Here is a 22,797-nt window from a genome sequence, read left to right as displayed (position 1 = left end):
CCGTGTCCCCCGGGTGCGCTGCGGAGGGAGGCGGTGTCTTCTGCATGCACGGGTTCACCGCCCGTGGCGGCATACGCCTGCTGGGAGCGCGGTTGCCAGGTGGACTGTTCATGCAGGGTGCACACCTGGAGTGCCCGTACCGTTGGGACGCCCAGGGCCGCGCGGAGTGGCCCTGGCTCTGGACAGCGTCGTGGCGTCGACGCTGAACTTCTGCGGAGGCTTCACCGCAGACGGGACTGTGAGGCTGCGCGGCGCCCGGGTCTCAGACGACCTGACCTTCGAAGGAGCTGTCCTGAACGCGGCAGCCGACGGTGACGGCACGGCCCTGGCGGGCCTCCTGATGCGGGTGGCCGACTTTGACTTCGCCCTCGCCCGGCCGCCGTCAGGCACCGTGGACCTGCGAAGCGCGCAGGTGTCCTGTCTCCACGACAGTGAGCACAGCTGGCCGGACGTGGAGGGAGCTGGACGGCTTCGGTCTACGGCTCCATCAAGGCCGTCGAGGCGGGTGAACGACGGGAGGCGGTGGGGCGTCGACACCCTGTGGCATACCGTGTGGAGTGGATACGTCGCAGCCCCGGCTACAGCCCACAGCCGTACGAGCAGTTGGCGAGCTGGTACCGGATGGCCGGCCACGATGACGATGCGCGTCGGGTGCTCCTGGCCAAGCAGCGTCACCGACGCAGCACACTGCATCCGGCGGGGCGAGCGTGGGGGCATCTGCTCGACGTTACCGTTGGCTACGGCTACCGACCCTGGCTGGCCGGCGTCTGGCTACTCGCGCTGACCTTGCTGGGCACGCTGTCCTTCAGCATTCACTCCCCCAACCCAGTCCAACGAGGTCAAGGCGCCCCCTTCGAGCCCCTCGTCTACACACTCGACCTCTTGATCCCCGTCGGTGGCCTGGGTCAGCGCACCACCTGGCACTGGTCGAACGACAGCCAGCAGTGGCTGGCTTACCTGCTGATCGCCTTCGGCGGGGTGCTGACGACCGCCGTCATCGCCGGTGTCACTCGCGCACTGCAGAAGAATTGGCGGGCGACTGCTGAGTCCAGGCGTCGCCAGCAGAGCAGTGCGCATCCCGGAGTGAGGAAGGCTTCGTGGATGTCGTCGCGTAGCTCCCAGCGAATCGCAGGCGGCGAACCAGTGCAGATGGGCGAAGACGCGCTCTGCGACCCGGCGTTGGATGCCAAGGCCGGAGCCGTGCTCGGTGCCGCGTCGCGCGATCAGCGGCTTCACGCCGAGGTCCCAGGCGAGGCGGCGGTACTTGTCGTGGCCGTAGCCGCGGTCGCGCTGAGCTTGCGAGGACGGTGCCCGCGTGCCCAGGGCGTTGCACAGCAGTTCGCCGTCCGGTCGGCGCCGCAGCACAGCGAAGACGGCCTCGGCGTCCTCCGGACCCGTGTGATTCTTGAGGGCGAGCAGGGCGCTGGCATGGTCAGCTCCCCAAAGCGATGTCGCGTCATATCGTGAGCGCGTCGCTCATCCGCGCCTTGCCCTGGCGTTCGGTCAGCCGGGAGCCGGACTCGCGCCGGGCGGCGCGGCGCAGCAGCGGGACGGCGAGCAGGAAGCCGACGACGGCCCAGCCGGCCAGCACCAGCGCGACCGTCGGCAGCTGCCAGGAGCCGGACGGCTCCGCGACCCGCGCGGCGTCCGGCAGCAGCGCCGAGCGCACGCCCTGCGCCATCCAACGGAGCGGGAAGACGGATGCCACGTCCTGCACCAGCACCGGCAGCCGGCCGATCGGGAACATCGCCCCCGAGGTCACCAGCAGCGCCATCGCGGGCAGCATGATCATCGCCAGCGCCTCGCGGGCGTTGGGCAGCACGGCGCCGATGGCCGCGCCCAGCGGTACGACGGCGAGCAGACCGAGGGCGATGACCCATATCAGCGTCAGCCAACCGCCGGGGCTGTGCGGCAGCGGCCCGTCCACGAACAACGCGGCGGCGCCCAGCAGGACGGTGATGATGCCCATCGCCATGCTGACGATCAGCACGGACTTGGCGACCAGATAGGCCGCTATGCCACCGGGCGTGGCCCGCAGCCGCAGCAACGTGCCCTCGTCGCGCTCGGTCACCAGGATCTGCGGCAGGTTGATCAGCCCCACCTGGAACAGCAGATACGCGGCGAACCCGGCGATCGTCAGGTGGGCGGCGGGGATATGGGTGCCGGGCAGGTCGTCATGGATGAAGGAGGCGACCATCAGGGCGACCACCACATTGCTGAGATAGCTGACGAACTCCTTGCGGTTGCGCAGGAGATGACGCACCTCGATACCGCCGCGCCGCAGCCCGGCCTGCCATGAGCGCAGCCGCCGGCCGCGGGCGCGGTCCGGCCCCGGGGCGCCGGTGCCCCCGCCGGCAGCCCCGTCCGTCGTGCCGGTCCCGCCCCGCGCGGTCCCGTGCCGCACCGCTGTCATGTCCGTCTCCCTCATGTGGATCGTTCCTCCCCCGTTCCGGCGCCCACCAGGGCTGTGTTGCCGGCGGTTCCGGCGTCCGCGGCGCTCCGGGCGCCCGTGGTGCCGCCGGCGTCCTGGTGCACCATGTGCAGATAGGTGTCCTCCAGCGTCGGGCGGCGGACCTCCAGGTCGGCGATCGGCCCGTCGGCCTCGCGGTGCAGCTCCCAGACCAGCAGGGAGGGATTCGCGGTGCGCTCGCGGCGCGGCGCGCCGTCCGGTGCCGTCCAGCGGACCTCCGCCTGGGCGGCGGCCCGCCGGGCGAGCTCGGTGGGTGTGCCGCAGGCCCGGATACGGCCGTTGACCAGCATCGCTATCCGGTCGGCGAGACGCTCGGCCTCGGCCAGGTCATGGGTGGTCAGCAGGATGGTGACGCCCTCGTCGCGGGCCAGTCGCTCGACCAGGTCATGGAACTCGCGCCGCGCCTCGGGGTCGAAGCCAGTGGTCGGCTCGTCCAGGAAGAGGAGCTCGGGGCGGCCGACGATGCCGAGCGCGACGTCGACACGCCTCCGCTGGCCGCCGGACAGCTGGTCGACCCGGTGCCGGGCTCGGTGGGTGAGACCGACCAGCTCCAACAGTTCTTCCGGGTCGCGCGGATCGGGGTAGTACGTCGCGAAGTGCCGCAGCAACTCGGCGACCTGCCAGCGGCGGTGGTCGCGCCACGACTGGAGCACGAGGCCGATCCGGCCGCGCCAGGCCTCGTCGGCGTGCGCCGGGTCCTTGCCGAGGACGCGGACCTCGCCGGCGGAGCGCTGCCGGAAGCCTTCCAGGATCTCGACGGTGGTGGTCTTCCCGGCGCCGTTGGGGCCGAGTAGGGCGAAGATCTCCCCGCGGTGGATGTCCAGGTCGACGCCTTGGAGCACCTCGGTGCTACCGTACGACACCCGCAACTCCCCTGCGGTGACGACGGGTTGGCGGGAGCCGGCGGCTGTGCTGGTCATCGGCTCGCCTCCGCGTGGTGCTGTTCGGGGGCCGTCTGCTGCGCCGCCGCGGGGCCCGCGCCCTCGACGATGGCGCGGAGAGCGGCGACATGGCCGTCGAAGGCAGTGCGTCCGCGGGCCGTCAGCCGTACCTTGGTGCGGCGTTTGCGCCCGCCGCCCTCCTTGCGGATCTCCAGGTACTCGGCCTCCTCCAGGGTGTGCAGCTGCTTGGAGAGCGCGGAGTCGCTGAGCGAGAGGCTGTCGCGGATGAACGGGAAGTCGGCCCATTCCGTGGCGGACAGCAGGGCAACGATCGACAACCGGGTGGAGGGATGGATCAGTTCGTCGAAGCCCGTGGGGGTGCTCATAGGTCCGGCTCCTCGTGAATGGCTTGTGTGGCGTGGCCGCGCAGCGCGCGTTCGCGGAGTGGGCTGACCGCCCAGCGGTTCGCCGGTCCCGTGAAGAGGACGAACACGGCAGCTGCGGCGGTGGCCGTGATCAGGCTGGGGCAGGGCAGGGCGAGTGAGTCCGCCAGGTGGTCGGAGAGCACGGTCGTGCCGCCGGTGAGGCACCCGCCCGCGATGAACGTGGCGAAGCTGCGCCAGCTGTACCTGGAGCGGTGCAGCCGCATCCGGGTGCGGCGGCTGTAGACAACAACCAGGGTGCTCAGGATGCCGATATAGGCTGCGAGCGTCAGCCACAGGCCCCACGCCGGGAGGTTGAGTCCCATGCCGGCGAGGAAGACCCACATGATCGCGGCCGTGATGTAGGTGGCCTTGGGATCCCCGTGCGCGCATCGCTCGATCTCGTCGTACACCCGCTCCTGCGGCACCCGGATCCGCTGGAGATCCTGCCAGGCCCGCTCGGCATCCACCGGTGTGGTCATGCCATCGCCTCCCCGAAGACGTTGCTGGATCGCCGGGGCGCGCCGGACCGAATCAGGCCGGAACGCCCCCGCGTTTACTTGCCTACCGGGAAAGTTAGCTCCGTCTTTCCCGGTAGGCAAGTCGAATTGGCAGGGCGGTTGTGCCGATGAGTTCACCGTCCTCGAACGGTCTACCCAGCGACACGACCGTTCTCGACAGGAGTGCCATGTCCACCATCCAGCCAGTGATCTTGACTGCCGACCACGACGTCCTGCTCGGCTTCTATACGAAATTGTTCGGCGCCAGGGAGATCTTCCGCGTGCCGGAGGAAGGCCCGGTCTTCTACCTCGGCTTGCGCATCGGCGACACCGACCTCGGGCTGGTGGCCAAGGCGAACCCGGGAGACCGGGGGGCCTCGCGGATCTTGCTCAGCATCGGGGTCGACGACGTCGATGAGACGCTCGGCCGGGTAACGGCGCTGGGCGGCTCGGTCCGCGGCGGCCCCAACGACATGCCGTGGGGACAGCGCGTCGCCCACATCCAGGACCCCGACGGCAACCCGGTGAACCTCACCCAGCCGATCCCGGCTCAGTGACGCCGTTCCAGGTGCTTGTGCTGGTCGTGAGCTGCCTGCTGAGTCCATCCGGCGCCTGGACCGCCACCGTTGGACCGTGGAACGGACGCTGGCCTGGCTGGCCGGCTACCGCCGTCTGCACCGCCGTCACGAACGCAAGGCAGAACAATTCCTCGCCTTCGCCGGCATCGCTGCGGCTCTCATACGCTGGCGGCGCCTCTCACGGCAGGCGTGATGCGGCGGGCTGACTACGGGACGTTCCAGGCAGAGATGAACGGTTGCCCATCCTCAGTGGCCAGGAAGCTCAGAGTTCCCGGATGCGGGTGGCCCAGTAGCCGGCTGGCCGACGCGTCCAGGCCCAGCCACCGCACGGTGAGCACGCGCGCTAGATGACCGTGAGCGACCACGGCGACGTCGCCGTCGTTCAGCAGCGGCCGGATCCGGTCCAGCACCGCGTCCGTACGCGCGGCCACCTGCTCGAGCCGCTCACCGGGATGGTCAACGTCGCCGGGAATGACGCCGTCCCGCCACAGGTCCCAGCCCGGCCGCCCCTCGCGGATCTGCGCTGCGGTCAGGCCCTCATAGCCGCCGTAATCCCACTCCACCAGGTCGGGATCGGGCCTGACGCCGGCCAGTCCCGCCAGCTCGGCCGTCCGCATGGCGCGGCTCAGCGGACTACTGAACACGCCGACCAGCGGGCGTCGGGCCAACCTCGATGCGAGCGCCTTGGCCGATGCCTCACCCGCGTCAGTCAGCGGAACGTCAGTGCGCCCCGCGTGCTGGCCCGACAGGCTCCACTCAGTCTGGCCGTGCCTGATCAATATCAGCTCCCCCATGAGCGAGCACGCTATCTGATCACGGGACACGGTGGGCCCGACTGCCCGTCTTCGCTCGTGGGCTCTTCGGTCCGCGCCTGCTACAGGTCGAACTCCAGGTGCTCGATGTCCGTGAGGCGGACCTCCTCCAGCTGGCCGGCACGGCGGCCGTCGTCCTGGAAGTACACCTCCCTCAGCCCTTCGGCCGCGATCTCCGTGAGCTGCTGGTCGCTGGCACCGGCCTCCTGGGCAGCGAAGAGGCGGGCGGCGTAGCGGGGCGGCAGCGCCACGGTCAGGTGGCGGAGCCGTGCATCGTCCGTCGAACCGATCGGCGCCGTGTAGCCGATCCGGGCCTGGGTGTCGATGACGATGCCGCCGGTCGTCGCTGCCCTTTGGCGCGCCCTGGCGCGGACCTGCGGTTGCCACCGGTTCCTCACTTCGCGCTCCAGGCGCGCCGCGAGGTCAGGCCGCGGCTTCTTGATCTGGTCCTTGACGTACCGTTCGACGGTGCGCTGGGAAATGCGCAGGAGCTGGGCGACCGCCTTGGTGCCCTTGAGCTGCCTGACCAGGTAACGCATCCGCGCGCCGGCGCTCTTGGGCGCCGGGCGGGTGAACGCCTTTTGCACCGCGGCATCCAGCCCGTCCCCGAACAGGGTCATCGCCCTCTCCTACTCTCCGTTGTCGGCGTCGGTGACGGTGCCGTCCTTGATGTACCGGGCGAGGTTGAGCTCCGGCGCGTTGAACCGCTCGCGGACCTCTTCTCCCCACAGGACGGTCTGGGTGCCCTCGTGCTTGACCAGGCCCGGGTTGATGCCGAGCTTGAAGCCGCCGGGCAGCGGCTTGCCGTCCCGGTAGGGCAGGAAGTCCAGCGGCGACTCGCCGCTGGACGCGTACACGACGCAGTCGGACAGGATCGCGACCGGGTACTGCCCGGTGAACGCCGCGTGCTTGACGATCTTCCTGTGGAGGTTGATCCGCGTGCGGGAGATGACCGCCGCGCGAATGTCCGGCCGCCACGTCGGGCGGGACAGCGCTCGCCACGGCTGGCCCGGCCGCCAGCCCTCACCCCGCGGGCGCTCGCGAAGCTTGCCGATACCGCCCTTGACCGTGGCCTTGATCGCGGAGACGATGATCGCCAGCTGCGGGTCGCGGTCCTTGTAACCGTCCATGGCGGCCAGGAAGTCGGCCGGCGCCATGTCCGCGTGCACGCCGAGGTCGGCCATCGTGGCGAGGAAGGCGTCACGGAGCCGGTTGTACCAGCCGTCCAGATAGCGGCCGTTCTCGTGGCGGACCCACGCCTCGCTCGGGCGCGCCTCGTAGCCCAGCTCCACCGCGTACGCCACGGTCGGCGTCGTGTACCAGGCCGGGCCCTCGGGGCGCTCGCCCTTCGGAGTGAACGGGCTGGGCATCAGACTCGCGTCCAGGTCCGCCCACTTGTCCTTGCCGACCTTTACCCGGGACAGGTCGACGTGGGACAGGTCGACCAGCCACGATCCGGGCAGCTTCGGGTCGAACACCGGGTTCTTGACGTGCGTGGGCGCGCCGAGGCCCACGGTCAGGCCGTTGGCGCCGGCGCCGAACGCGAGGTTCACGTCGACGCCGACCAGATACCGCAGGGTGCACTCTGCATCGGTCATCGGCCGTGCCCAGTCGTACGCCTCCTCGAACAGCTTCTCCGCCGGGCCGCGCACGTGGAACCGCGGCAGGTCCGCCAGGAGCGGGTGCCCGTCCGGGGCCTCGCACGGCGCGCAGTCCACCGGGTCCTTGCCCAGCGAGCCGGGGTTGTGCTCGGAGTGCCGGCGACCGTCGGCGTCGGGCTCGGAGGCGCGGGTCGGCGGGTGCAGCGCGGTCATCAGCTCCAGGCCGGTCACGGCCGTGGAGCCGCGCGGCGTCATCACGCGGGTGGCGTACACGGTCAGGAGTTGGGCGAGTTCCGCCGGCGGAAGCTGAGCGGCGTTGCCCCAGTGGCGGGAGTCCAGCGCGTGCCAGGACGGGATGCACAGCTGGACGCAGGCCCGCTCCGAGCCCTGCGCCGGGCGGTAGATCCGCGCCCACGGTCCGAAGCCTCTCTTGGTCAGGCTCCAGTCGGCGCGGGCCAGCTGCGCGATGACCTTGTGGCCCTCCGGAATTCGACCGGCGAGCCGCTCCTCGTCGGTGAGGGCGACCGGCAGACCGTAACGCTCCAGCGCGGACTCGGTGAGTACGAGCAGCGGGTCGGCGTCCTTGCCCGGGCCGGACAGCTTCGGCTGCCCGAGCTTCGCCTCCTTCAGGGTCCACTCCACCAGGCCCGGGAAGGACTTGGCAGGCACTTCCAGGACCAGGCCGCCAGCGCAGTACGCCACCACTTGGCCATTCTCGACGTCGACCACCGCGAGCGGCCCGTGCTCGAAGCGTGGATCTGCGCCGCCCGCCGGGATGTTCGCCGGGACGGCCTTCCGGACGGCCGGGCGGCGCGACGACGACGGCCTGGCGGTGCGCGCCGGACGCGACACGGCAGCCGGAGCAGCGGTGCCTGCGGTGGGGCGGGCCTGGATGTTCTCGGAGGGGCGGGCCTGGGTGTTCTCGGAAGGGCGGCCCTGGGTGTTCTCGGAATCAGTCATGGCCGCGGTCTCGGGTGCCGGGGCTGTGGGCAGGGGCCGCACCTCCGGCGACGGGGCCGCTGGGCCGGTGAGCGTCTCCGGCACCGCCGATTCCTGCACGGGCGTGGCCGGGCCGGCGTCGGCGGGGAATTGCTCCGCCCATCCGTCAAGGAGTCGCTGATATGCCTGGCGGCGCGGGGGGCGCGGCTCGGAGCGGCCGGCCTCCCAGTTCTTCACCGTCTGCGTCGTCGTCTGCAGTACCTGCGCGAGCCGGGCCTGGGTGACGCCAGCCGCTTCGCGGAGCCGGGTCCGCTCGGCTGCCTCGGGCAGCTCCGGCTCTCCCGCGAGCAGCGCGTCCACGGCAGCGAACAGCTCGTCTTCCGTCGGCATGCTTCACCTCCACCCGAAACCCTACCATAATTTACCTTTGAATTTGGACCCCAAGTTTTACTTTCGATTTATCCTTTAATTTGCGGTCAGAGCGTGCCGCAGGAGCAGCCGGTCGAGGTGATCGTCGGTGGCGAGCCCGGGGCGGCGAAGACGAAGGCCGCCGACCTGGTCCAGGCGGTGCTGGAGCGACGCGGCGGGGCCGTTCGCACCGTCGGCGCCGCAGGTCCGGCCGGATACCACCCGCTGGCGGGCTGCGGTCGAAGGGCACGTCCTCGCCTGTCAGTTCGACGCGGTCGCCGAATCCGCCCTCACCGATCCCGACGAGCCCCGCATCTCCTCGGTGGCATACCGCCGCTCCCGGCACCGATCGAGGTGGTCGCGCTCGCGACGCCGGAGGCGCTACCCGGCCCCGCCGGGCGCGCCCGGCATCGACGATCACCGGGTCTCGCCCGCCGAACACCGCTGGATCTTCGACGAGCTGATCGTCTGTCCTACCTCAGCGGCATCATCGGCCTGGACGACCCACGGGCCGTACAACTCTGTGGGTCGGCTCGGCGCAGCAAGCTGTAGTGAGAAGTCGTCGTCGGGCGACAGGCCGTCGTACATCTTCTGCACGTGGTCCCCGGAAACGGTCAGCTCGTGGAACGAGTCCAGCGCGTCCGCCTCCCTTCGGCTGGACCGGCCGAAGGGATTCCGCCAGGTCCGGAAGTCGGGCAGAGACTCCCGGCGCCAGCGGTCCCAGCGTTCTCGTGCGAACGGGGCGTCCCGCTCCGCGGCGATCAGCGGGAGCAGCCGCGGAGCAAGAGTCCTGATGAAGTCGTCGTTGTGGGCGCTGATGGACCAGGCCGAGGTGATACCCATGTGAGGACCGTACGAGGCGCCGCAGACACTGTTCTCGTAGCGGGCCCTGATCGGGGGGGACCGGCTTGGATGGCAAAGCGCCGGTGGCGGTGAGGCGTTGGCGCACCGACATGCCGAAGGCGTACGCCTTCGTGGTCAGCTCCGCGCGGTGCTGCCCGAAGCGAAGGGGACGCAGCCAGTGATCCGCTGGCCGCAGCCACAGAGCCCCACTCCCTGAGAACCGGCCTGCGGCTCCCAACGAGGCGGTCTCCCGCAACGTCGCGCCACAGGTTCAGCAAACCCGGAGAAGGGCCACGTATGAACCGACCGCGGCGCGGGGGGAGTTGATGGGCGAACGGCCTGGCACCGCACCCCTGCACGCCTGACGGCCCCTGCTCAGCCCTGTGGTTGACTACCCTCGTGTTGCCTGAAACCGTCTTCACCACCCAGGAACTGCCGGCGAGCGACCGTTTCGAGGCGTGGACGGAGCAACTGGGGCGTACGCACGCGCCGATGCACCTGAGCAGCGATCGCAGCGCCGACTACCGGGGGGACCAGCGCGTGATCGGGCTGGGCGAAGTGACGGTGTGGCCCGCGACCTTCGACCACCTGGTGTTCCGCCGGACGCCCAGGCTCGTGCGCCAGTCCGACCCGGAGGTGTTCCACCTGTCCCTGCTGCGGCGCGGCGACGGCGCGGCAAGCTGGGGCAGGCAGCACGTGGGGTACCGGATCGACGACTTCCACGTGAACTACTCGTCCCGGTCCTACGAGATCTCCACCGGGCCCGACCCGGTCACCATCGTCGGGGTTGAGGTCCCGCGCGCCGCGGTGGACCTCCCGGCCGGCCGCGCGGACGGGGTCGTCGGACGGCGGATATCGGGCCGCGAGGGCATCGGCGCACTGCTGGCGGGGCTGCTCGTGCAGCTGGCCTCGGACACCTCCTCCTACCGGGCGGCCGACGCCGAGCGGCTGGGCAGGGTCGTCACCGATCTCGTCACCGCCGTCTTCGCCCACGCCCTGGACGCGGAACCGCACCTGCCGCCCGAGACGCATGCCCGCGCCCTGATCCTGCGCATCAAGTCGTTCATCCAGCAACATTTGGGCGACCCGGACCTGACCCCCGTGAAAATCGCCGCGGCCCACCACATCTCACGCAGCTATCTCTACCGCCTCTTCCAGCAGGAGCAGCTGACCGTGGCCTCGTACATACGCAACCAGCGGCTGGCCCACGCCCGCAAGGACCTCACGGACCCCCGTCTGCTCCAACTCCCCATCCACGCCATAGCCACCCGCTGGGGCTACCCCCGCCCCGGCGACTTCACCCGAGCCTTCCGCACCGCACACGGCACCACACCCAGCGAGCTACGAGACCAGCTGCTGACCCGAACAGGCGTGGACGGCAGGCACACCGAAGTGGACGCTGTGCGAATGACAACCGCCGGCACACAGGCACATCATTGATCTCGGTCGCTCAACAGGCCCAGTGCCCCAAGCGCGCCAGGGCCACGGGGGTGCCCTGCCCCGCCCACGGCACAACGGCCCCTCGACGCCGACGGCGTCCATCCCCCTCAACAGATGGACGCCGTCGGCGCAGCCACGTCACAGTGCACGGCTCGACGCACCGAGTCCCCTCCTCGAACGCCTGGTGACTGGAACTCGGCTCCGGTTCGGGCACGGCTGGGAGCCGGTCACGTCGCGGGACAGGATCGCGTGCGGGGTACGAACCCATCCCCTCGCACGATGTCAGCGCAGCCGGACCGGCAGGCTGAGCAGTCCGCGGTGTCGCGGGTTGTTCTGCCATCGGGGGGCACGATGCGTCGGATCGGCCGGTCGCAGGCCGGGGAAGCGCCGCAGTACGTGGCTGAACGCGATCTCGGCCTGCAGGCGGGCCAGTGGTGCGCCCAGGCAGTGGTGGATGCCGTGGCCGAACGCCAGGTGCCGGGAGGCGTCGCGGGTGATGTCGAAACGGTCGGGGTCCTCGAAGACGTCCGGATCGCGGTTGCCGGCCAGCAGCGCGATCTGCACGAACTCCCCCGCCGGGATCGTCGTGGCTGCGATCCTCACCGGCTGCGTGGTGTAGCGCAGGCTCGCGATGCCGAACGGGCTTTCATGGCGCAGGACTTCCTCGATCAGGCCGCGGATCAGTAAGGCGTCGGCGCGCACGGCGGCGAGTTGCCCGGGGTGCGTGAGGAGCGCGTGCAGGCCGTTGGCGATGAGGTTGACGGTGGTCTGGTGGCCCGCGATCACCAGCAGGAACGCCATGGAGGTGACCTCCTGCTCCGTGAGGCGGCCGTCGTTGTCCTGTGCGGCGAGGAGAGCGGAGAGGAGGTCGTCACCGGGGTGCGCGCGTTTGTCCTCGACCAGGGCGCGCAGGCGGTCCAGCATCGCCTCAGCCGTCAGGGCGGAGACCTCCCCGTCTCCCTCGTCGCCGGTCACCGAGTGACCCCGGACCTGAAGAATCCCGTGGTCGTCGGCGTCCGCGCCAAGCAGGTCGAAGATCACCGCGAGCGGGAGCGGGAGCGCGAACCGGCCGATCAGGTCCACCTCGTCCGCACCGTCCAGGGCGTCCAGCAGTGCGGTGACACGTGCCTCGATCCTGGGGCGCAGGTCCGCCACCCGCCGCATGGTGAAGGCCTGTTGCACCAGCCGGCGCAGGCGGGTATGGCGGGGCGGGTCGGAGTTGAGCATGTGCGTGGTGAGCGCTCCGCCGGGGCCGCCCGGGGGGAGTCCGGCGTAGCGTGCGAACAACTCGGTCGCGCCGTCCTTGCTCAACCGGGGGTCGGCGAGGGCCGCCCGGCAGGCGGCATGGCCGGTGACGACCCAGCCGGCCAAGGGGGCAGGACCCGGGAGGCGGACCTTGCGGACACCGCCCTCCTCGCGCCAGCGCCGGTAGACGTCGTGCGGACGGGAGCCGAAGGACTCGTCCACGATCTCTGTGGTCTCCGAGTGGTGCGACGGCTCAGGCGGCAGCATCGCGCACCTTGGTCACGTGTACGTCCTCCACACCGAGCAGCCCGACGAGGGGAACCCTGGCGGTGGTCTGGGCGGGGCTGACCGCCAGGCCCGCACCGCGTGTCAGGTCCAGGAGCAGCTCGGCGAGCGGCATCACCATGTGCCGGCCCCAGCAGCGCTCGGAGGAGTGGCCGAAGGGAAGGTAGCCAGGAGCGGTGTCGGGGTCGAGGATGTCCCAGCGCTCCGGACGGAACTCGTGCGGGTCCTCCCACAACTTCGGGTCACGATGGGAGAGGAGGGGCAGGACGAGGACGTCGTCGCCCGCGCCGATGCGCCGGTCGACGGCAGGGTATTCGGAACAGGCGTTGCGCAGGATGTTCCACGACGGCGGCAGCAGCCGCATGGCCTCGTAGAGGATGTGCCGGTTCGGCGTGCCGGAGTCGAACGGCGAGCCGAGCCACAGCGCGTTCGCGACCAGGGTGGAGACCGTGAAGCACACGGGGGCCGCCGCGCGCCGGTACATGCCCATGGCGTACCGGCGTTCGTGATAGCCGGTGGCGTCCGCCGTCAGCCCCCCGATGCCCGTCACTCGGCCGCCACTTCGCCCCACCCGCCCCGGGAGCGCGGCACCCGCGGCTATCACCGCCCACGTGAGCTTGGGGGTCAGTTCGAGATTGCGGCTCATCAGGATCCGCAGTCGGTAGGGATCCTGGCCGAGGATGAGGTCCCGCAGGAACAGATGCCCGGTGAGGGGCCAGACCCCTGACAGATCGAGGTCCTCAGGCCGGGGCCGGGGCCGTTTCAGCGCCTCGCGCACGTCACCGCCGATGGTCCGCATCACCGAGGACGCCTCGTTACGCGAGATCGAGCGCCCGTGCAGCGGCTTGAACGTGGGCCGTTCGGTCTCGGTGGCGCGGCGGGCTGCGAGGATCCTGTCGGCGACCTCGTGCCCGGCGACGCCGACGGTGTCGGGTTCGAGCCGGAAGACGTCCTGGCCGAGGTGATCCCGGAGCAGGGCGGCAAGTCGTGGATGGAACACCGTGGTACGCATGTGGGGTCTCCGGGAAAAGCCGAGGGCCGGTGAGGCCGTCCCCATCGTGCGGCGGGGACGACCTCACCGAGTTCTACGGGTACCTACGGGTATGTGTCGGCTCAGTACCAGAAGTACCAGGCGCTGGCCTTCAGGCTCTTGTGAGCCGACACCTTGTTGCGAATGGCGAAGAGAAGCTTCATCACCGCACCCCCTTTCAGGGTGGAGACATCACGCACACTCCCTTGTGAGGATCGTGCGCAGCTGACTTCGGCATACTTCTTCACAGCAATCAACAAACGATCAACGCCCTGGTCAGCTCATGCAGAAGGGAGGCAGGGGCACCCGCAGGAAAGCCGCGGTTCGCACGGCGATGCGGAGCAGACCGAACCGGCTCACGCTCACGCGACGTCGGCTTGTCGGCCAGTACAGGACACACTGGATGCTGGAAGTCCCCCAGCAGAAGGCTGACGAAAGGCGCTCGCCCTGCGCGGCGATGGCATCCTGGGGCTTTCACTGAAGATCACACGCCGATACGGTGGCCCGGTGATGCCGGTCAAGAAGTTCCAAGTCACCTTCGACTGCGCAGAACCTGAGCGCCTCGCCCGTTTCTGGTGCGAGGTGCTGGGGTACGTCGTACCGCCGCCACCCGAGGGACATGCCACGTGGGACGATTTCAAGCGCTCGCAGCCCCCTGAGCAGCAGGACGCATGGTTTGCCTGCGTTGACCCCTCAGGCGTGGGTCCGCGACTGTACTTCCAGCGCGTCCCCGAAGGGAAGGCCGCCAAGAACCGGGTGCATCTCGACGTGCGGGTCGGCACCGGACTCGTGGGTGAGGAGCGCCTCGCCGCACTCGAGGCCGAGTGCGCACGGCTGGTCCCGCTCGGGGCGGTACACGTGCGAACGCTGTATGACGGCAACGATTCGTGCATCCCGATGCTGGACATCGAGGGCAACGAGTTCTGCATCGACTGAGGGGCCGCGCACGTCCCCCACCTTCGGTCATGTCCCGCAGAGCGGCGCAGATCGGGCAGTTCAAGGCCTGAAGATCCCCAAGCTGCGGACGGGGCCTTCTCCGCTCAGGCTTCACGGACGAAAGTCGCGCAGTCCGGACAGTCGTCGAGGTAGCGATGCCGACACTCAAGGGTGTGCTGCAGGAAGGTGATTGCCTCCTGCCTCTGGACGACTTCGCCTTCGAGTTCAGCGATCTTCGCCCTCACGACCGCCTGCGCCGCCGACTTCTTCGGCGCCATGGCGGCGGTCACCTCGGGCAACGAGAGCCCGACGCGCCGCAGTTTCAGTACCGTGCGTGCCTGTTCCACAGCGTTGTCATCGTAGATGCGGTAGCCGTTGCCGTCGCGACGCACGGTGAGTGCCCCGACGTCTTCCCAGTGCCGCAGCACGTGGGCTTCGATTCCGAGTCCTGCGGCTACTTCTCCGATCGTCTTCACGATACGCGCCTTGCCTTCATGTCGACCTGAACCCTTAGCGTCTCGATCATGCCTGATGTCACTGGCCCCACGGGCTCCCCTTGCCGTTCATCGATCCTGGTCACCGGCGCGGCCGGCAACCTCGGCCGTGAGGTCGTCGACCGCCTCCAAGCACACGGCGCGCGCGTACGATGCCTCGTGCGCGATCAGGCCGGTCCGCGCGCCGGAGTCGAGTGGGCGGTCGGCGACCTCACGAACCCCGCTGCCGTGCGCGCGGCGCTCGTGGGCATCGACGCTGTCTTTCTGATCTGGCCGCTGCTCGACTCCGCCCCCGCCCACGACCTGGTTGCGGAGCTCGTCGCAGCGGCACCCCGTGTCGTCTACCTGTCCTCGACAGCCATCGACGACGAAGCGGCTCGCCAGAGTGATCCCATCGTTCAGGTGCACGCGGATATGGAAGCTCTGCTCCGCAATGCCGGTCTGCGTCCCATAGTGCTGCGTAGCGACACGTTGGCGTCCAACGCCCGTGGATGGGTTACCCAGTTGCGGGCGGGCGACGTGGTGTCAGGCCCGGACATCGCACGCACAGCCGTCGTCGACGAGCGCGACGTCGCTGATGCCGTCGTAGCGGCATTGCTCGTGCGCCACCACCAACTCGACCACGGACCCTACCTGCTGACAGGACCAGAGGTACTGAGTCGCGCCGACCAAGTCGCTCTTCTTGGTGTCGCGCTCCGGCGCCGTCTGCGCTTCCAGGTGGTCGCCGCTGACCTCGCGCGGTCGAGAATGCTCGCAGACGGACGTCCAGAGCGGCTGGTGGAAGCGCTGATCGCTGCCTCGCTGCACCGGCCTGAGTCGAACCGCACCACCGATCATGTTGAGCGCCTCACCGGCCGACCGGCCGGCACCTTCGCGAGGTGGGCCGTTGACCATGCCGTCGAGTTCAGCTGACGGAAGAACCGCGGCACGACCCCGCCCGGCCATGACGAACGTGCTCGATGGCCTGGGCCTACCAGGCCCTGGCTGCGGGTGTGTTGCCCGCGGAGGGCTGCCGTCGGGGTCCCTTCGGCGTCTTGACGGTACCCGATCCGATCGCGTACTACTTCATTATGAAGCAGGTAACTAATTTCGAGCAGCTCGCCCAGAACGCGGACGGGTTGCTCTATGACCCTCAAGTCCGGGAAGCCATGGCCGAGTTCATGGCAGGGGGTGACACCCTGCGCCTGGAGGCGGCTGCCGCGGCGCGTGCCGCACACAGGTCCGTTGAGCGGCTTCGCACCCACGGATCGGAAGGCCGTGGTCTCAGCGCGGGAGCCAGCGATGTCCTCATCCGGCTGCGCACGCTCGGCGAAGCCGGTGCGAATCTCGGTGACCTCGCTCGTTCCGCAGGCATGACTCCCCGCAACGCCACCGGTCTGGTCGACACACTCGAACGAGAAGGGCTCGTCCGACGCGACCCCGACCCCGATGATCGCCGGTCCATCCTCGTCCGCATCACCCCCGCCGGCCTGACATGGTTGGACGAATTCCGGACACCGACACAGCGGGCGATGGCGGCACTGTTCCACGGATTCACCGACACCGAACTGCACCAGCTCCGCCACCTGTGCCTAAGGCTTGTTCAGAACCAGCAGCGCATCGCCACCCACCTCGCCGCCACCGAAAGGGTCAACCCCTCATGACGACGGCCACGACACCCAGGAACGCGGCCGGGCCGCCGAGGTGCCGGTCCATAGGCCACGCGCCTGGTTCGCGGCCCACGGCCTCACCCGGATCGAACGCATCGTGACCGACAACGGCGGTTGCCACCGCGCGGACTCGGTGGCCTCGTCGCTGCCAACCGCCTTACGCACGACGAGGCTGTGCGTGCACTCAAGGAGACCTCGGCTCCCGTCGGTCCCCCAGGGCATCTGCCGCTCGGACGGTCAGACAGGTCCCCCGCCCGCGCCCGGTGTCGGCCCGGCGGCGATGGAGAAGCCGAGGACGAGGCCGTCGCCGGTGGCGTGCGCCGATGTGAGCGCGACGCCGCGGGGCAGCCCGGTGACGGCTACGGTCCTGGGCTCCAGCTCGTCGCGGAGCCCGGAGCCGGCCGGCAGGTCGGCGAGGTCGTCGACGGCCACGCTTCGGCCGAGGACGCTGACCGTGGTGGGCGTGATGGTGAAGGCGTGCGCGGTCGTGGACAAGGTCGCCCGCACGGTGACCGGCAGTCCCAGGCCGCCGACGCCTCCGCCGAGGATCAAGTCGCCGTCCTGACCGCCGGCCGTCAGGCCGTTGCCCAGCGCGCCCAGGCGCCGGGTCACCTGGTCGTACCCCACGGTGGCGGTCCCGGTGCCGCCTGCGCTGTCACCGTTCGTCGTGACGTCTCTCAGACGGACGGTCACATCCAGCACGGCGTGCTGACGGCGTACGCCTTTCGCGCTCACCTCGACGTCTCCGACGTCCCCGCCGAGGGTGCGCAGGCCCGCGAGCGGGGTGGTGAGATCGGCGTGCACCGGGCCTTGCGGCTTCAGCCGGCGCGAGGCCCGGGCGACGACCCGCTCCTCGGTCCGGTGCTCGACCAGGAGGTCGGTCGCGCAGGTGAGGAGGGCCAGGGTCGCGGCGGTCGCGACCAGGATGACGCGGGTCCTTCCGCGGCGGTTCGATGTCACGTGGTCACTGCTCCGGAACGGTCGGCGGGCGGTCAGGCGTGCAGGCGCGGGAGGACCCGGTCGAGCCTGCCGGGTATCCACCAGTTCGCCCGGCCGATGAGGAACATGGCGGACGGCACCAGGACCAGGCGGACCACCGTGGCGTCGATGATCACGCTGATCGCCAACCCCAGGGCGAGCATCTTCACGACCACGGTCGGCGAGGCGGTGAAGGACAGGAACACCGCGGTCATGATGAAGGCCGCCGCGGAGATCACGCGCGCCGTCGCGGACAGCCCCTCCCCCACGGCGAGCCGGTTGTCACCGGTGCGGTGCCAGGCCTCGGCGATCCGGGACAGCAGGAAGATCTCGTAGTCCATGGACAGCCCGAAGACGATCGCGAACATCATCATCGGCACGTACGACTCGATGGGCACCGGCTCCGAGAGCCCGAGCAGTGAGTCGCCCCAGCCCCACTGGAAGACCGCGACGAGGACGCCGTAGGACGCGGCCGTGGTGCAGAGGTTGAGCACGACCGCCTTGAGCGGGATCACCAGGCTGCGGAAGACGGTCATGAGCAGCAGGAAGGCAAGGACCAGGACGATGCCGATGACGACGGGCAGCCGTGTGCCGACCGTGTCCCGGAAGTCGGCCTGGCCGGCCACGGTTCCGGTGAGGTAGGCCTGGGCGCCCGTGCCGTTCAGGGCCTTCGGCAGTGTCCGCTCGGAGAGGTTGTCGAGCAGGTCGCCGGTCGCGGCGTCCTGCGGGCCGGTGGTCGGGGTGAGCGTGCTGACGAGGATCCTGCCGTCGGCGCTCGTCTTGACGGGGGTGAAGGCGGCCACGCCGTGGGTGGTCCGCAGGGCCGTGGTCACGGCGTTGGTGATCCGGTCGACGGGCGACTTCGCGCCGCTCACGTCGACGACGGTGACGATCGGGCCGTTCACCCCCGGACCGAAGCCCCGCCCGTCGGCGTGCGCGATCCAGTCGTACGCGGTTCGGGTGCTGCTGCCGGGTCGGTCGGCGCCGGCGTCGACGTGTCCGAGGCGCATCGACAGCAGGGGTACGGAGCACACGCCGAGGACGGCGACGCCGACGGCGAGGAACGTCCAGGGGGATCGGGCGACGACGTCCGCGTAGCGGTTTTGGCCCTTGCCGGCCACCGCGCCCTCAGCGACCGGGCGGCGCAGCCGGAGCCGGTCGATCCGCCTGCCGACCAGTCCCAGGGCTGCCGGTACGAGGGTGAGGGCGGCAGCGGCGGTGACGACGACGGCGAGGGTGGCCGCGAGGCCGATCTTGCCGATGAAGGCCAGCCCGCAGGCATAGAGACTGAGCATGGCGACGGCCACGGTCAGGGCGGCTATGAGGACGGCGCGTCCGCTGGTGTGCGCGGTGCGGGCCGCGGCGTCGACCGGGTCGCGCCCGTCGATGAGGTCCTGGCGAAAGCGCGTCGTCAGGAACAGGGCGTAGTCGATGCCGACGCCCAGACCGATCATGCCGGCAAGGGTGGTGGCCGAGGTCGCGAAGGAGAGCGTGGCGGCGACGATGCCCACGATGCCGAGGCCGACCCCGACGCTGATCAGCGCGGTGATCAGCGGCAGCAGCGCGGCGAGGACACTGCCGAAGGCCAACAGCAGGATGACCAGGGCGGTGACGACGCCTACCCCCTCGCTCAGCTTGTCATCGGCCGGTGCACGGACGACCTGATCCAGATCACCGCCGTAGGCGACGCCGAGCCCCGCCGCCCGGGCGGGCCCGGTCGCCCTGTCGAGCTGCCCGGTGTAGTCGTGGCCGAGGCTCTTCAGCTGCTCGTCGAAGGCGACGGTGGTGTACGCGGTGCGTCCGTCGGCGCTGGTGACGGGCGCCGAGACAGCGCTGACGTGCGGCAGATCGCGCAGGTCGGCCAGGGTCCGGTCGAGCGCGGATCGCTGGTCGGCCACGGTGCCGGAGCCGGTGTGGAACACGACCTTGCCGCCCGGCCTGCCCGCCTGCGGCATCGAGGTGGCGAGGAGATCGGCGCCGGTGTGTGAGGCGGTGCCGGGCAGGCTGACCTGGTCGCTGAAGGTGGGCGCGGCGAGGTGCCGGCCGGCCAGGGCGACGACGAGGACCAGCAGCCAGGCGGCGATCACCGCCGCCGGGTGCCGGGCGCAGAAGCCGCCGAGACGGCCGAGTCCGCGGCGGGCCGCGGCGGAGTCCGTCGCCGGATGTGCTGCGCTGTGCGCCCCGGTCGGCGCGGGTGGGTGCTGCAGAGGTCGGGCCACTGTGGCCTCCCAAGGAAAGTGTCACGAGTGACACGAACTCTAGGGAAGAAGTGGCACTAATGACAATTGGCAGTAGTGCCATTCGCGGGTGCGACGCCCCTGGAAGGCAGCAGGCCCGGACCGCGACCGCCATGGGGGTGACAGGGGTGTCAATTGACAGTCGCGACACCATGGCGGGAGGCTTCGGACCATGCCGAGTGAGATCACCCCCGCCGGACTGCGCGAACGCAAGAAGGAGGAGACGCGGCGCCGCCTGCTGGAAGGGGCCGCACGCCTGTTCAGACAACGAGGCTTCGAGGCCACCACGGTTGCCGACATCGCCGCATACGCGAACGTCTCCGTGCGCACCTTCTTCCGCTACTTCGAGAGCAAGGAGGCGCTGCTGCTGCCGGACGGCGTCGAGATCTTCGCCTACGTCGAGAACGCTCTGGCCCGGCGTCCGGCGGACGAGGAGCCCCTGGACGCGGTGTGCAACGCCCTGCTGGAGGCGGCCGAGCCGTTCGCCGCCTCCACTCTTACCGCCCTCAGCCACCCGGTCCAGGACATCGAGAACGTCGTCACCGCCCGGCTCGTCCAGGCCTTCTCCGACTTCGAGGAGCGGCTCACCGTCCTGGTCCAACGCAGGCTGCCGCCGGACACGCCGGACGCCGACCTCACGGCCGCAGTGATCGCGTGCGCCGCCCTGTCCGCGGTGCGTGCCGTACTGCGCACCCGCAGGGCGCGCCGGGCGTCCGGAGACACGGACACGGGCCCGGCACCCCTGCTGCGCGCCTTCGGGATACTGCGCGGGATCGGCTCTCCCGAACGGCCCTGACGGCGGGCCGGGGTGACCGCGGCGGGACCGGCGCCGGCCCGGCACGGCTCGGGGGTACGCCGGCTCCACCGCCGCGACGACGCCGCAACTCGGCACCGAAGTCGCGGGCCGGTTGTTTCATCCAGGAACTGCATCGCGGCATCCTCGCCGAACCCGAGCCCGGCCTGCTCAGCCTCACCAAGGCGGCACCAGCACCCCTGAGGCCAACTCACGCCGACATTCCGCGCACACCCGCGGAACACCCGCCGAGGCCGACCCTTTTCGGCCACAGGAAAGGGCCGCGGCGCAAGGCGGTTACGGTCCTTCCGCAGTGCCATCTGGGCAGAATTGCGCCTTCCGCACCCCACCACACAACCACTGCGACAGACGTGCGAAGATCCGGACACTGATGCGGGCGCTCCCCAACACCTATGCAGAGCGCACCGCCTGATTCCGCACACCTCTCCGCATACCTCATGGAGTCGTACATGACGCAGTCTTCCGGGCGTGCGCGCGCCCTGTCGCGTCTCGTCACGTCGGCGATCGCCGTCGCCCTGGTCGGCGCCACCGCCGGCACCGCTCTGGCCGGCGCCCCCGCGACGACCGGTCCGGCGAAGAACGTCGCCCGGAGCGCCGCCGCGGCCGGGCAGCACAAGCCCACCCCCGCCGCGCCGTTCTTCTTCCTCTCCGGGATCCTGCCGTCGGGCCAGATGTACGCCTACATGCCCGACGGGAAGGGCGGCTTCGACGACCGGTCGGGCGCCTACGTCTGGCCGCACTTCAGGTACGGGGTGTCGATCGACCCCGATCTGACCGGCTACCAGGACGGTGAGTACCACGTCATGGACGACGGCACACTGAATCTCTGGCGCAACGGGCGCCTGTCGAAGGTGGCCACCGGCTGGGGTCAGTACAACGTCGTCTTCTCCCCCGGCACCCTGGGTGGCGCCAAGCACCCCGACCTGCTGGCCCGCGACAAGCAGGGTGTCCTGTGGCGCTTGCAGACCAGGGCGGACGGCTCGCTGGCACCGCGCGTGAAGGTCGGCGCCGGCTGGAACCGGTTCACCCAGATCACCGGCCAGGGCGACCTGACCGGCGACGGCAAGCCGGACATCGTCGCCCGCGACAAGCAGGGCGTCCTGTGGCTGTACAAGGGCACGGGCGATCTGCGCAAGCCGTTCGAGTCCCGCGTGAAGGCAGGTCCCGGCTGGAACCAGTTCAACAAGCTGGTGGCCACCGGTGACGTCGACGGTGACGGCCACAGCGACCTGCTCGCCCGCGACCCCAAGGGCAACCTGTGGCTGTACAAGGGGACGGGCAAAGCGGCCGCCCCCTTCGTGTCCCGAGTCAAGACAGACACCGGCTTCAACCAGTACCGCGAACTCTTCTGAAACCCCCTCAGGGACCAGCCCTTGCGGTCGACGGCGGCCGGGCCAGCCACGGTCAGCGCAGTCCCGACCCGGGGCGGTGGTGGGCTGACCGCGGAGCGGCGGCGCGGGGGCCGGCCGTGCATGGCTGGGAGGACCAGCGCTGGACCGTGGCCCGGATCAGGGCGGTGACCGCCCGCAACTTCCGGCTGAACTGCTCGCGGCGGTGTGGCGGCGGCTGCACCGGCACGCCTGGTCCTGGCGGTGTCCCGCCCGCCGGGCGCTGGAGCGCGACGAGCAGGCGGTGACACCGCCGCCCTCCCGGACCTGGGACCGAGGTGCACACGCACCGGAGCGACTACCGCGCCTTGTCGTCCGCGACCACGTCCAGCTCCAAACCCCCATCGTCCTCGTCTGGGACAACCCCAACACCCCCCCGGCCGCCGGGATGCGCGAGTACGCCGCCACACACGACTGGCTGACCACAGAGATCAGCTGTCGTCTCTGCGCACGCGGCTGCCGGGGCGGGAGGCGACCCAGCCGCGGATGGTGTCGGCGTTCCAGCAGGGCCTCCCCCACTTGATGTGGTCGGGCGGGGGCAGCAGCCCGTGCTTGCGATAGGACCGTACGGTATCCGGCTGCACCCTGAGGTGTGCCGTTCCACGGCCATAGTGACTCCTCTTCGGGGACGGGGCTACGCGTGGTGGGGTGCTCGGCGGCCTTGGCGACCCGGCGTGGTGCATGGATGGGTGACTGCCCGGGTGAGGGCGGGGCTTCTCCGGCTGCCCTCCCCCGGCTACAGCTGCCGTGTCAGAGGGCATTTGATCTAGGCGAATTGCCCTTTCTGTTCTAGTAAGTCCCTCGCCAGGTTGGTGTCGTCTCGTCCGTTATGCGCTTGGTGAGGTTG

Annotated in this window: 23 protein-coding genes and 2 pseudogenes; 10 read left to right on the top strand and 15 right to left on the bottom strand. The window is 70.1% G+C overall.

Annotated elements, in window-relative coordinates; genetic code table 11:
- The first annotated feature begins 552 nt into the window (after positions 1–552).
- Positions 553–1,467, top strand: a complete 915-nt coding sequence (locus ACZ7GZ_RS33850; RefSeq protein WP_471030156.1) for a hypothetical protein — start codon at positions 553–555, stop codon at positions 1,465–1,467.
- Here ACZ7GZ_RS33850 and ACZ7GZ_RS33845 read toward each other — a convergent pair.
- The 4 genes from ACZ7GZ_RS33845 to ACZ7GZ_RS33830 are packed head-to-tail and all read right to left on the bottom strand — an operon-like array spanning position 1,457 to position 4,255.
- Positions 1,457–2,428 (bottom strand): ABC transporter permease, encoded by a 972-nt coding sequence (locus ACZ7GZ_RS33845; protein ID WP_471030154.1) that lies wholly within the window; start codon positions 2,426–2,428, stop codon positions 1,457–1,459. The genes ACZ7GZ_RS33850 and ACZ7GZ_RS33845 overlap by 11 nt on opposite strands.
- Entirely contained in the window at positions 2,425–3,390 is a 966-nt protein-coding gene (locus ACZ7GZ_RS33840; RefSeq protein WP_471030152.1) for an ABC transporter ATP-binding protein, read from the bottom strand. Before ACZ7GZ_RS33840 ends, ACZ7GZ_RS33845 begins: the two co-directional genes overlap by 4 nt.
- Positions 3,387–3,737, bottom strand: a complete 351-nt coding sequence (locus ACZ7GZ_RS33835) for a transcriptional regulator (RefSeq protein WP_471030151.1) — start codon at positions 3,735–3,737, stop codon at positions 3,387–3,389. Before ACZ7GZ_RS33835 ends, ACZ7GZ_RS33840 begins: the two co-directional genes overlap by 4 nt.
- Positions 3,734–4,255 (bottom strand): hypothetical protein, encoded by a 522-nt coding sequence (locus ACZ7GZ_RS33830; RefSeq protein ID WP_471030149.1) that lies wholly within the window; start codon positions 4,253–4,255, stop codon positions 3,734–3,736. The genes ACZ7GZ_RS33835 and ACZ7GZ_RS33830 overlap by 4 nt, the downstream gene beginning before the upstream one ends.
- 206 nt (positions 4,256–4,461) lie before the next feature.
- On the opposite strand from ACZ7GZ_RS33830, the gene ACZ7GZ_RS33825 reads away from it, so the two are divergent.
- A complete protein-coding gene (locus tag ACZ7GZ_RS33825) occupies positions 4,462–4,830 on the top strand; it encodes a VOC family protein (protein WP_471030147.1) in 369 nt (122 codons plus the stop codon).
- A 40-nt stretch (positions 4,831–4,870) separates the two neighbouring features.
- Positions 4,871–5,044 (top strand): annotated as a pseudogene (locus tag ACZ7GZ_RS33820) (transposase); the annotation flags it as partial.
- A 13-nt stretch (positions 5,045–5,057) separates the two neighbouring features.
- Here ACZ7GZ_RS33820 and ACZ7GZ_RS33815 read toward each other — a convergent pair.
- From ACZ7GZ_RS33815 to tap, 3 genes are all read right to left on the bottom strand, one after another.
- On the bottom strand, positions 5,058–5,645 hold the full coding sequence (locus ACZ7GZ_RS33815) for a histidine phosphatase family protein (RefSeq protein WP_471030146.1): 588 nt from the start codon (positions 5,643–5,645) through the stop codon (positions 5,058–5,060).
- 80 nt (positions 5,646–5,725) lie between these two features.
- Complete coding sequence (gene tpg / locus ACZ7GZ_RS33810) at positions 5,726–6,283, bottom strand: telomere-protecting terminal protein Tpg (protein ID WP_471030144.1); 558 nt, start codon at positions 6,281–6,283, stop codon at positions 5,726–5,728.
- 9 nt (positions 6,284–6,292) lie between these two features.
- Positions 6,293–8,593, bottom strand: a complete 2,301-nt coding sequence (tap, locus tag ACZ7GZ_RS33805; protein WP_471030143.1) for a telomere-associated protein Tap — start codon at positions 8,591–8,593, stop codon at positions 6,293–6,295.
- 93 nt (positions 8,594–8,686) lie between these two features.
- Here tap and ACZ7GZ_RS33800 point away from each other — a divergent pair.
- A pseudogene (locus ACZ7GZ_RS33800) lies at positions 8,687–8,788 on the top strand (zeta toxin family protein); the annotation flags it as partial.
- A 240-nt stretch (positions 8,789–9,028) separates the two neighbouring features.
- Here the strand turns inward: ACZ7GZ_RS33800 and ACZ7GZ_RS33795 are convergent.
- On the bottom strand, positions 9,029–9,454 hold the full coding sequence (locus tag ACZ7GZ_RS33795) for a hypothetical protein (RefSeq protein WP_471030227.1): 426 nt from the start codon (positions 9,452–9,454) through the stop codon (positions 9,029–9,031).
- Between the two features lie 399 nt (positions 9,455–9,853).
- Here ACZ7GZ_RS33795 and ACZ7GZ_RS33790 point away from each other — a divergent pair, with 399 nt between their 5' ends.
- On the top strand, positions 9,854–10,894 hold the full coding sequence (locus tag ACZ7GZ_RS33790) for a helix-turn-helix domain-containing protein (RefSeq protein ID WP_471030141.1): 1,041 nt from the start codon (positions 9,854–9,856) through the stop codon (positions 10,892–10,894).
- A 282-nt stretch (positions 10,895–11,176) separates the two neighbouring features.
- On the opposite strand, the gene ACZ7GZ_RS33785 is transcribed toward ACZ7GZ_RS33790, so the two are convergent.
- From ACZ7GZ_RS33785 to ACZ7GZ_RS33775, 3 genes are read right to left on the bottom strand one after another with little or no spacing between them, the layout of a single operon-like run.
- A complete protein-coding gene (locus tag ACZ7GZ_RS33785) occupies positions 11,177–12,406 on the bottom strand; it encodes a cytochrome P450 family protein (RefSeq protein WP_471030139.1) in 1,230 nt (409 codons plus the stop codon).
- Positions 12,393–13,481 carry a cytochrome P450 gene (locus tag ACZ7GZ_RS33780; RefSeq protein WP_471030136.1) on the bottom strand — a complete coding sequence of 363 codons (1,089 nt, stop codon included), beginning with the start codon at positions 13,479–13,481 and terminating at the stop codon, positions 12,393–12,395. Before ACZ7GZ_RS33780 ends, ACZ7GZ_RS33785 begins: the two co-directional genes overlap by 14 nt.
- A gap of 56 nt (positions 13,482–13,537) precedes the next feature.
- Positions 13,538–13,702: a tryptorubin family RiPP precursor gene (locus ACZ7GZ_RS33775; RefSeq protein ID WP_471030135.1), complete on the bottom strand. Its 165-nt coding sequence runs from the start codon at positions 13,700–13,702 to the stop codon at positions 13,538–13,540.
- Between the two features lie 262 nt (positions 13,703–13,964).
- On the opposite strand from ACZ7GZ_RS33775, the gene ACZ7GZ_RS33770 reads away from it, so the two are divergent.
- Positions 13,965–14,390: a VOC family protein gene (locus ACZ7GZ_RS33770; RefSeq protein ID WP_471030224.1), complete on the top strand. Its 426-nt coding sequence runs from the start codon at positions 13,965–13,967 to the stop codon at positions 14,388–14,390.
- 104 nt (positions 14,391–14,494) lie between these two features.
- On the opposite strand, the gene ACZ7GZ_RS33765 is transcribed toward ACZ7GZ_RS33770, so the two are convergent.
- Positions 14,495–14,866, bottom strand: coding sequence for a MerR family transcriptional regulator (locus ACZ7GZ_RS33765; protein WP_471030134.1), 372 nt, complete (start codon positions 14,864–14,866; stop codon positions 14,495–14,497).
- A 48-nt stretch (positions 14,867–14,914) separates the two neighbouring features.
- Here ACZ7GZ_RS33765 and ACZ7GZ_RS33760 point away from each other — a divergent pair, with 48 nt between their 5' ends.
- Positions 14,915–15,796, top strand: coding sequence for an SDR family oxidoreductase (locus tag ACZ7GZ_RS33760; protein WP_471030132.1), 882 nt, complete (start codon positions 14,915–14,917; stop codon positions 15,794–15,796).
- Positions 15,797–15,843: 47 nt separating this feature from the next.
- A complete protein-coding gene (locus ACZ7GZ_RS33755; protein ID WP_471030131.1) occupies positions 15,844–16,527 on the top strand; it encodes a MarR family winged helix-turn-helix transcriptional regulator in 684 nt (227 codons plus the stop codon).
- A gap of 243 nt (positions 16,528–16,770) precedes the next feature.
- Here ACZ7GZ_RS33755 and ACZ7GZ_RS33750 read toward each other — a convergent pair whose 3' ends face one another.
- Together ACZ7GZ_RS33750 and ACZ7GZ_RS33745 are read right to left on the bottom strand one after the other, a co-directional pair.
- A complete protein-coding gene (locus tag ACZ7GZ_RS33750) occupies positions 16,771–17,493 on the bottom strand; it encodes a hypothetical protein (RefSeq protein WP_471030226.1) in 723 nt (240 codons plus the stop codon).
- A gap of 32 nt (positions 17,494–17,525) precedes the next feature.
- Positions 17,526–19,730 (bottom strand): MMPL family transporter, encoded by a 2,205-nt coding sequence (locus tag ACZ7GZ_RS33745; RefSeq protein ID WP_471030128.1) that lies wholly within the window; start codon positions 19,728–19,730, stop codon positions 17,526–17,528.
- Positions 19,731–19,920: 190 nt separating this feature from the next.
- Between ACZ7GZ_RS33745 and ACZ7GZ_RS33740 the strand changes: the two genes are divergently transcribed.
- Together ACZ7GZ_RS33740 and ACZ7GZ_RS33735 are read left to right on the top strand one after the other, a co-directional pair.
- Positions 19,921–20,544 carry a TetR/AcrR family transcriptional regulator gene (locus ACZ7GZ_RS33740; RefSeq protein ID WP_471030126.1) on the top strand — a complete coding sequence of 208 codons (624 nt, stop codon included), beginning with the start codon at positions 19,921–19,923 and terminating at the stop codon, positions 20,542–20,544.
- Positions 20,545–21,011: 467 nt separating this feature from the next.
- Positions 21,012–21,914 carry an FG-GAP repeat domain-containing protein gene (locus ACZ7GZ_RS33735; protein WP_471030125.1) on the top strand — a complete coding sequence of 301 codons (903 nt, stop codon included), beginning with the start codon at positions 21,012–21,014 and terminating at the stop codon, positions 21,912–21,914.
- Between the two features lie 467 nt (positions 21,915–22,381).
- On the opposite strand, the gene ACZ7GZ_RS33730 is transcribed toward ACZ7GZ_RS33735, so the two are convergent.
- Complete coding sequence (locus ACZ7GZ_RS33730) at positions 22,382–22,534, bottom strand: MarR family transcriptional regulator (RefSeq protein ID WP_471030122.1); 153 nt, start codon at positions 22,532–22,534, stop codon at positions 22,382–22,384.
- Between the last annotated feature and the right edge of the window lie 263 nt (positions 22,535–22,797).

The sequence above is a fragment of the Streptomyces sp. NPDC037288 genome (assembly GCF_055603265.1).
The sequence above is the reverse complement of the archived record's forward strand: the minus strand, read 5'-3'. Positions and strand labels throughout refer to the sequence as shown.

Bases quoted from the DNA above. Each gene is read 5' to 3' on its own strand.
- ACZ7GZ_RS33740 (WP_471030126.1), top strand. From the start codon at position 19,921: ATGCCGAGTGAGATCACCCCCGCCGGACTGCGCGAACGCAAGAAGGAG.
- ACZ7GZ_RS33845 (WP_471030154.1), bottom strand. From the start codon at position 2,428: ATGAGGGAGACGGACATGACAGCGGTGCGGCACGGGACCGCGCGGGGC.
- ACZ7GZ_RS33795 (WP_471030227.1), bottom strand. From the start codon at position 9,454: ATGGGTATCACCTCGGCCTGGTCCATCAGCGCCCACAACGACGACTTC.
- ACZ7GZ_RS33780 (WP_471030136.1), bottom strand. From the start codon at position 13,481: ATGGGGACGGCCTCACCGGCCCTCGGCTTTTCCCGGAGACCCCACATG.
- tap (WP_471030143.1), bottom strand. From the start codon at position 8,593: ATGCCGACGGAAGACGAGCTGTTCGCTGCCGTGGACGCGCTGCTCGCG.
- ACZ7GZ_RS33770 (WP_471030224.1), top strand. From the start codon at position 13,965: ATGCCGGTCAAGAAGTTCCAAGTCACCTTCGACTGCGCAGAACCTGAG.
- ACZ7GZ_RS33785 (WP_471030139.1), bottom strand. From the start codon at position 12,406: ATGCTGCCGCCTGAGCCGTCGCACCACTCGGAGACCACAGAGATCGTG.
- ACZ7GZ_RS33830 (WP_471030149.1), bottom strand. From the start codon at position 4,255: ATGACCACACCGGTGGATGCCGAGCGGGCCTGGCAGGATCTCCAGCGG.
- ACZ7GZ_RS33760 (WP_471030132.1), top strand. From the start codon at position 14,915: ATGCCTGATGTCACTGGCCCCACGGGCTCCCCTTGCCGTTCATCGATC.
- ACZ7GZ_RS33815 (WP_471030146.1), bottom strand. From the start codon at position 5,645: ATGGGGGAGCTGATATTGATCAGGCACGGCCAGACTGAGTGGAGCCTG.
- ACZ7GZ_RS33735 (WP_471030125.1), top strand. From the start codon at position 21,012: ATGACGCAGTCTTCCGGGCGTGCGCGCGCCCTGTCGCGTCTCGTCACG.
- tpg (WP_471030144.1), bottom strand. From the start codon at position 6,283: ATGACCCTGTTCGGGGACGGGCTGGATGCCGCGGTGCAAAAGGCGTTC.
- ACZ7GZ_RS33835 (WP_471030151.1), bottom strand. From the start codon at position 3,737: ATGAGCACCCCCACGGGCTTCGACGAACTGATCCATCCCTCCACCCGG.
- ACZ7GZ_RS33825 (WP_471030147.1), top strand. From the start codon at position 4,462: ATGTCCACCATCCAGCCAGTGATCTTGACTGCCGACCACGACGTCCTG.
- ACZ7GZ_RS33840 (WP_471030152.1), bottom strand. From the start codon at position 3,390: ATGACCAGCACAGCCGCCGGCTCCCGCCAACCCGTCGTCACCGCAGGG.
- ACZ7GZ_RS33755 (WP_471030131.1), top strand. From the start codon at position 15,844: ATGGCCTGGGCCTACCAGGCCCTGGCTGCGGGTGTGTTGCCCGCGGAG.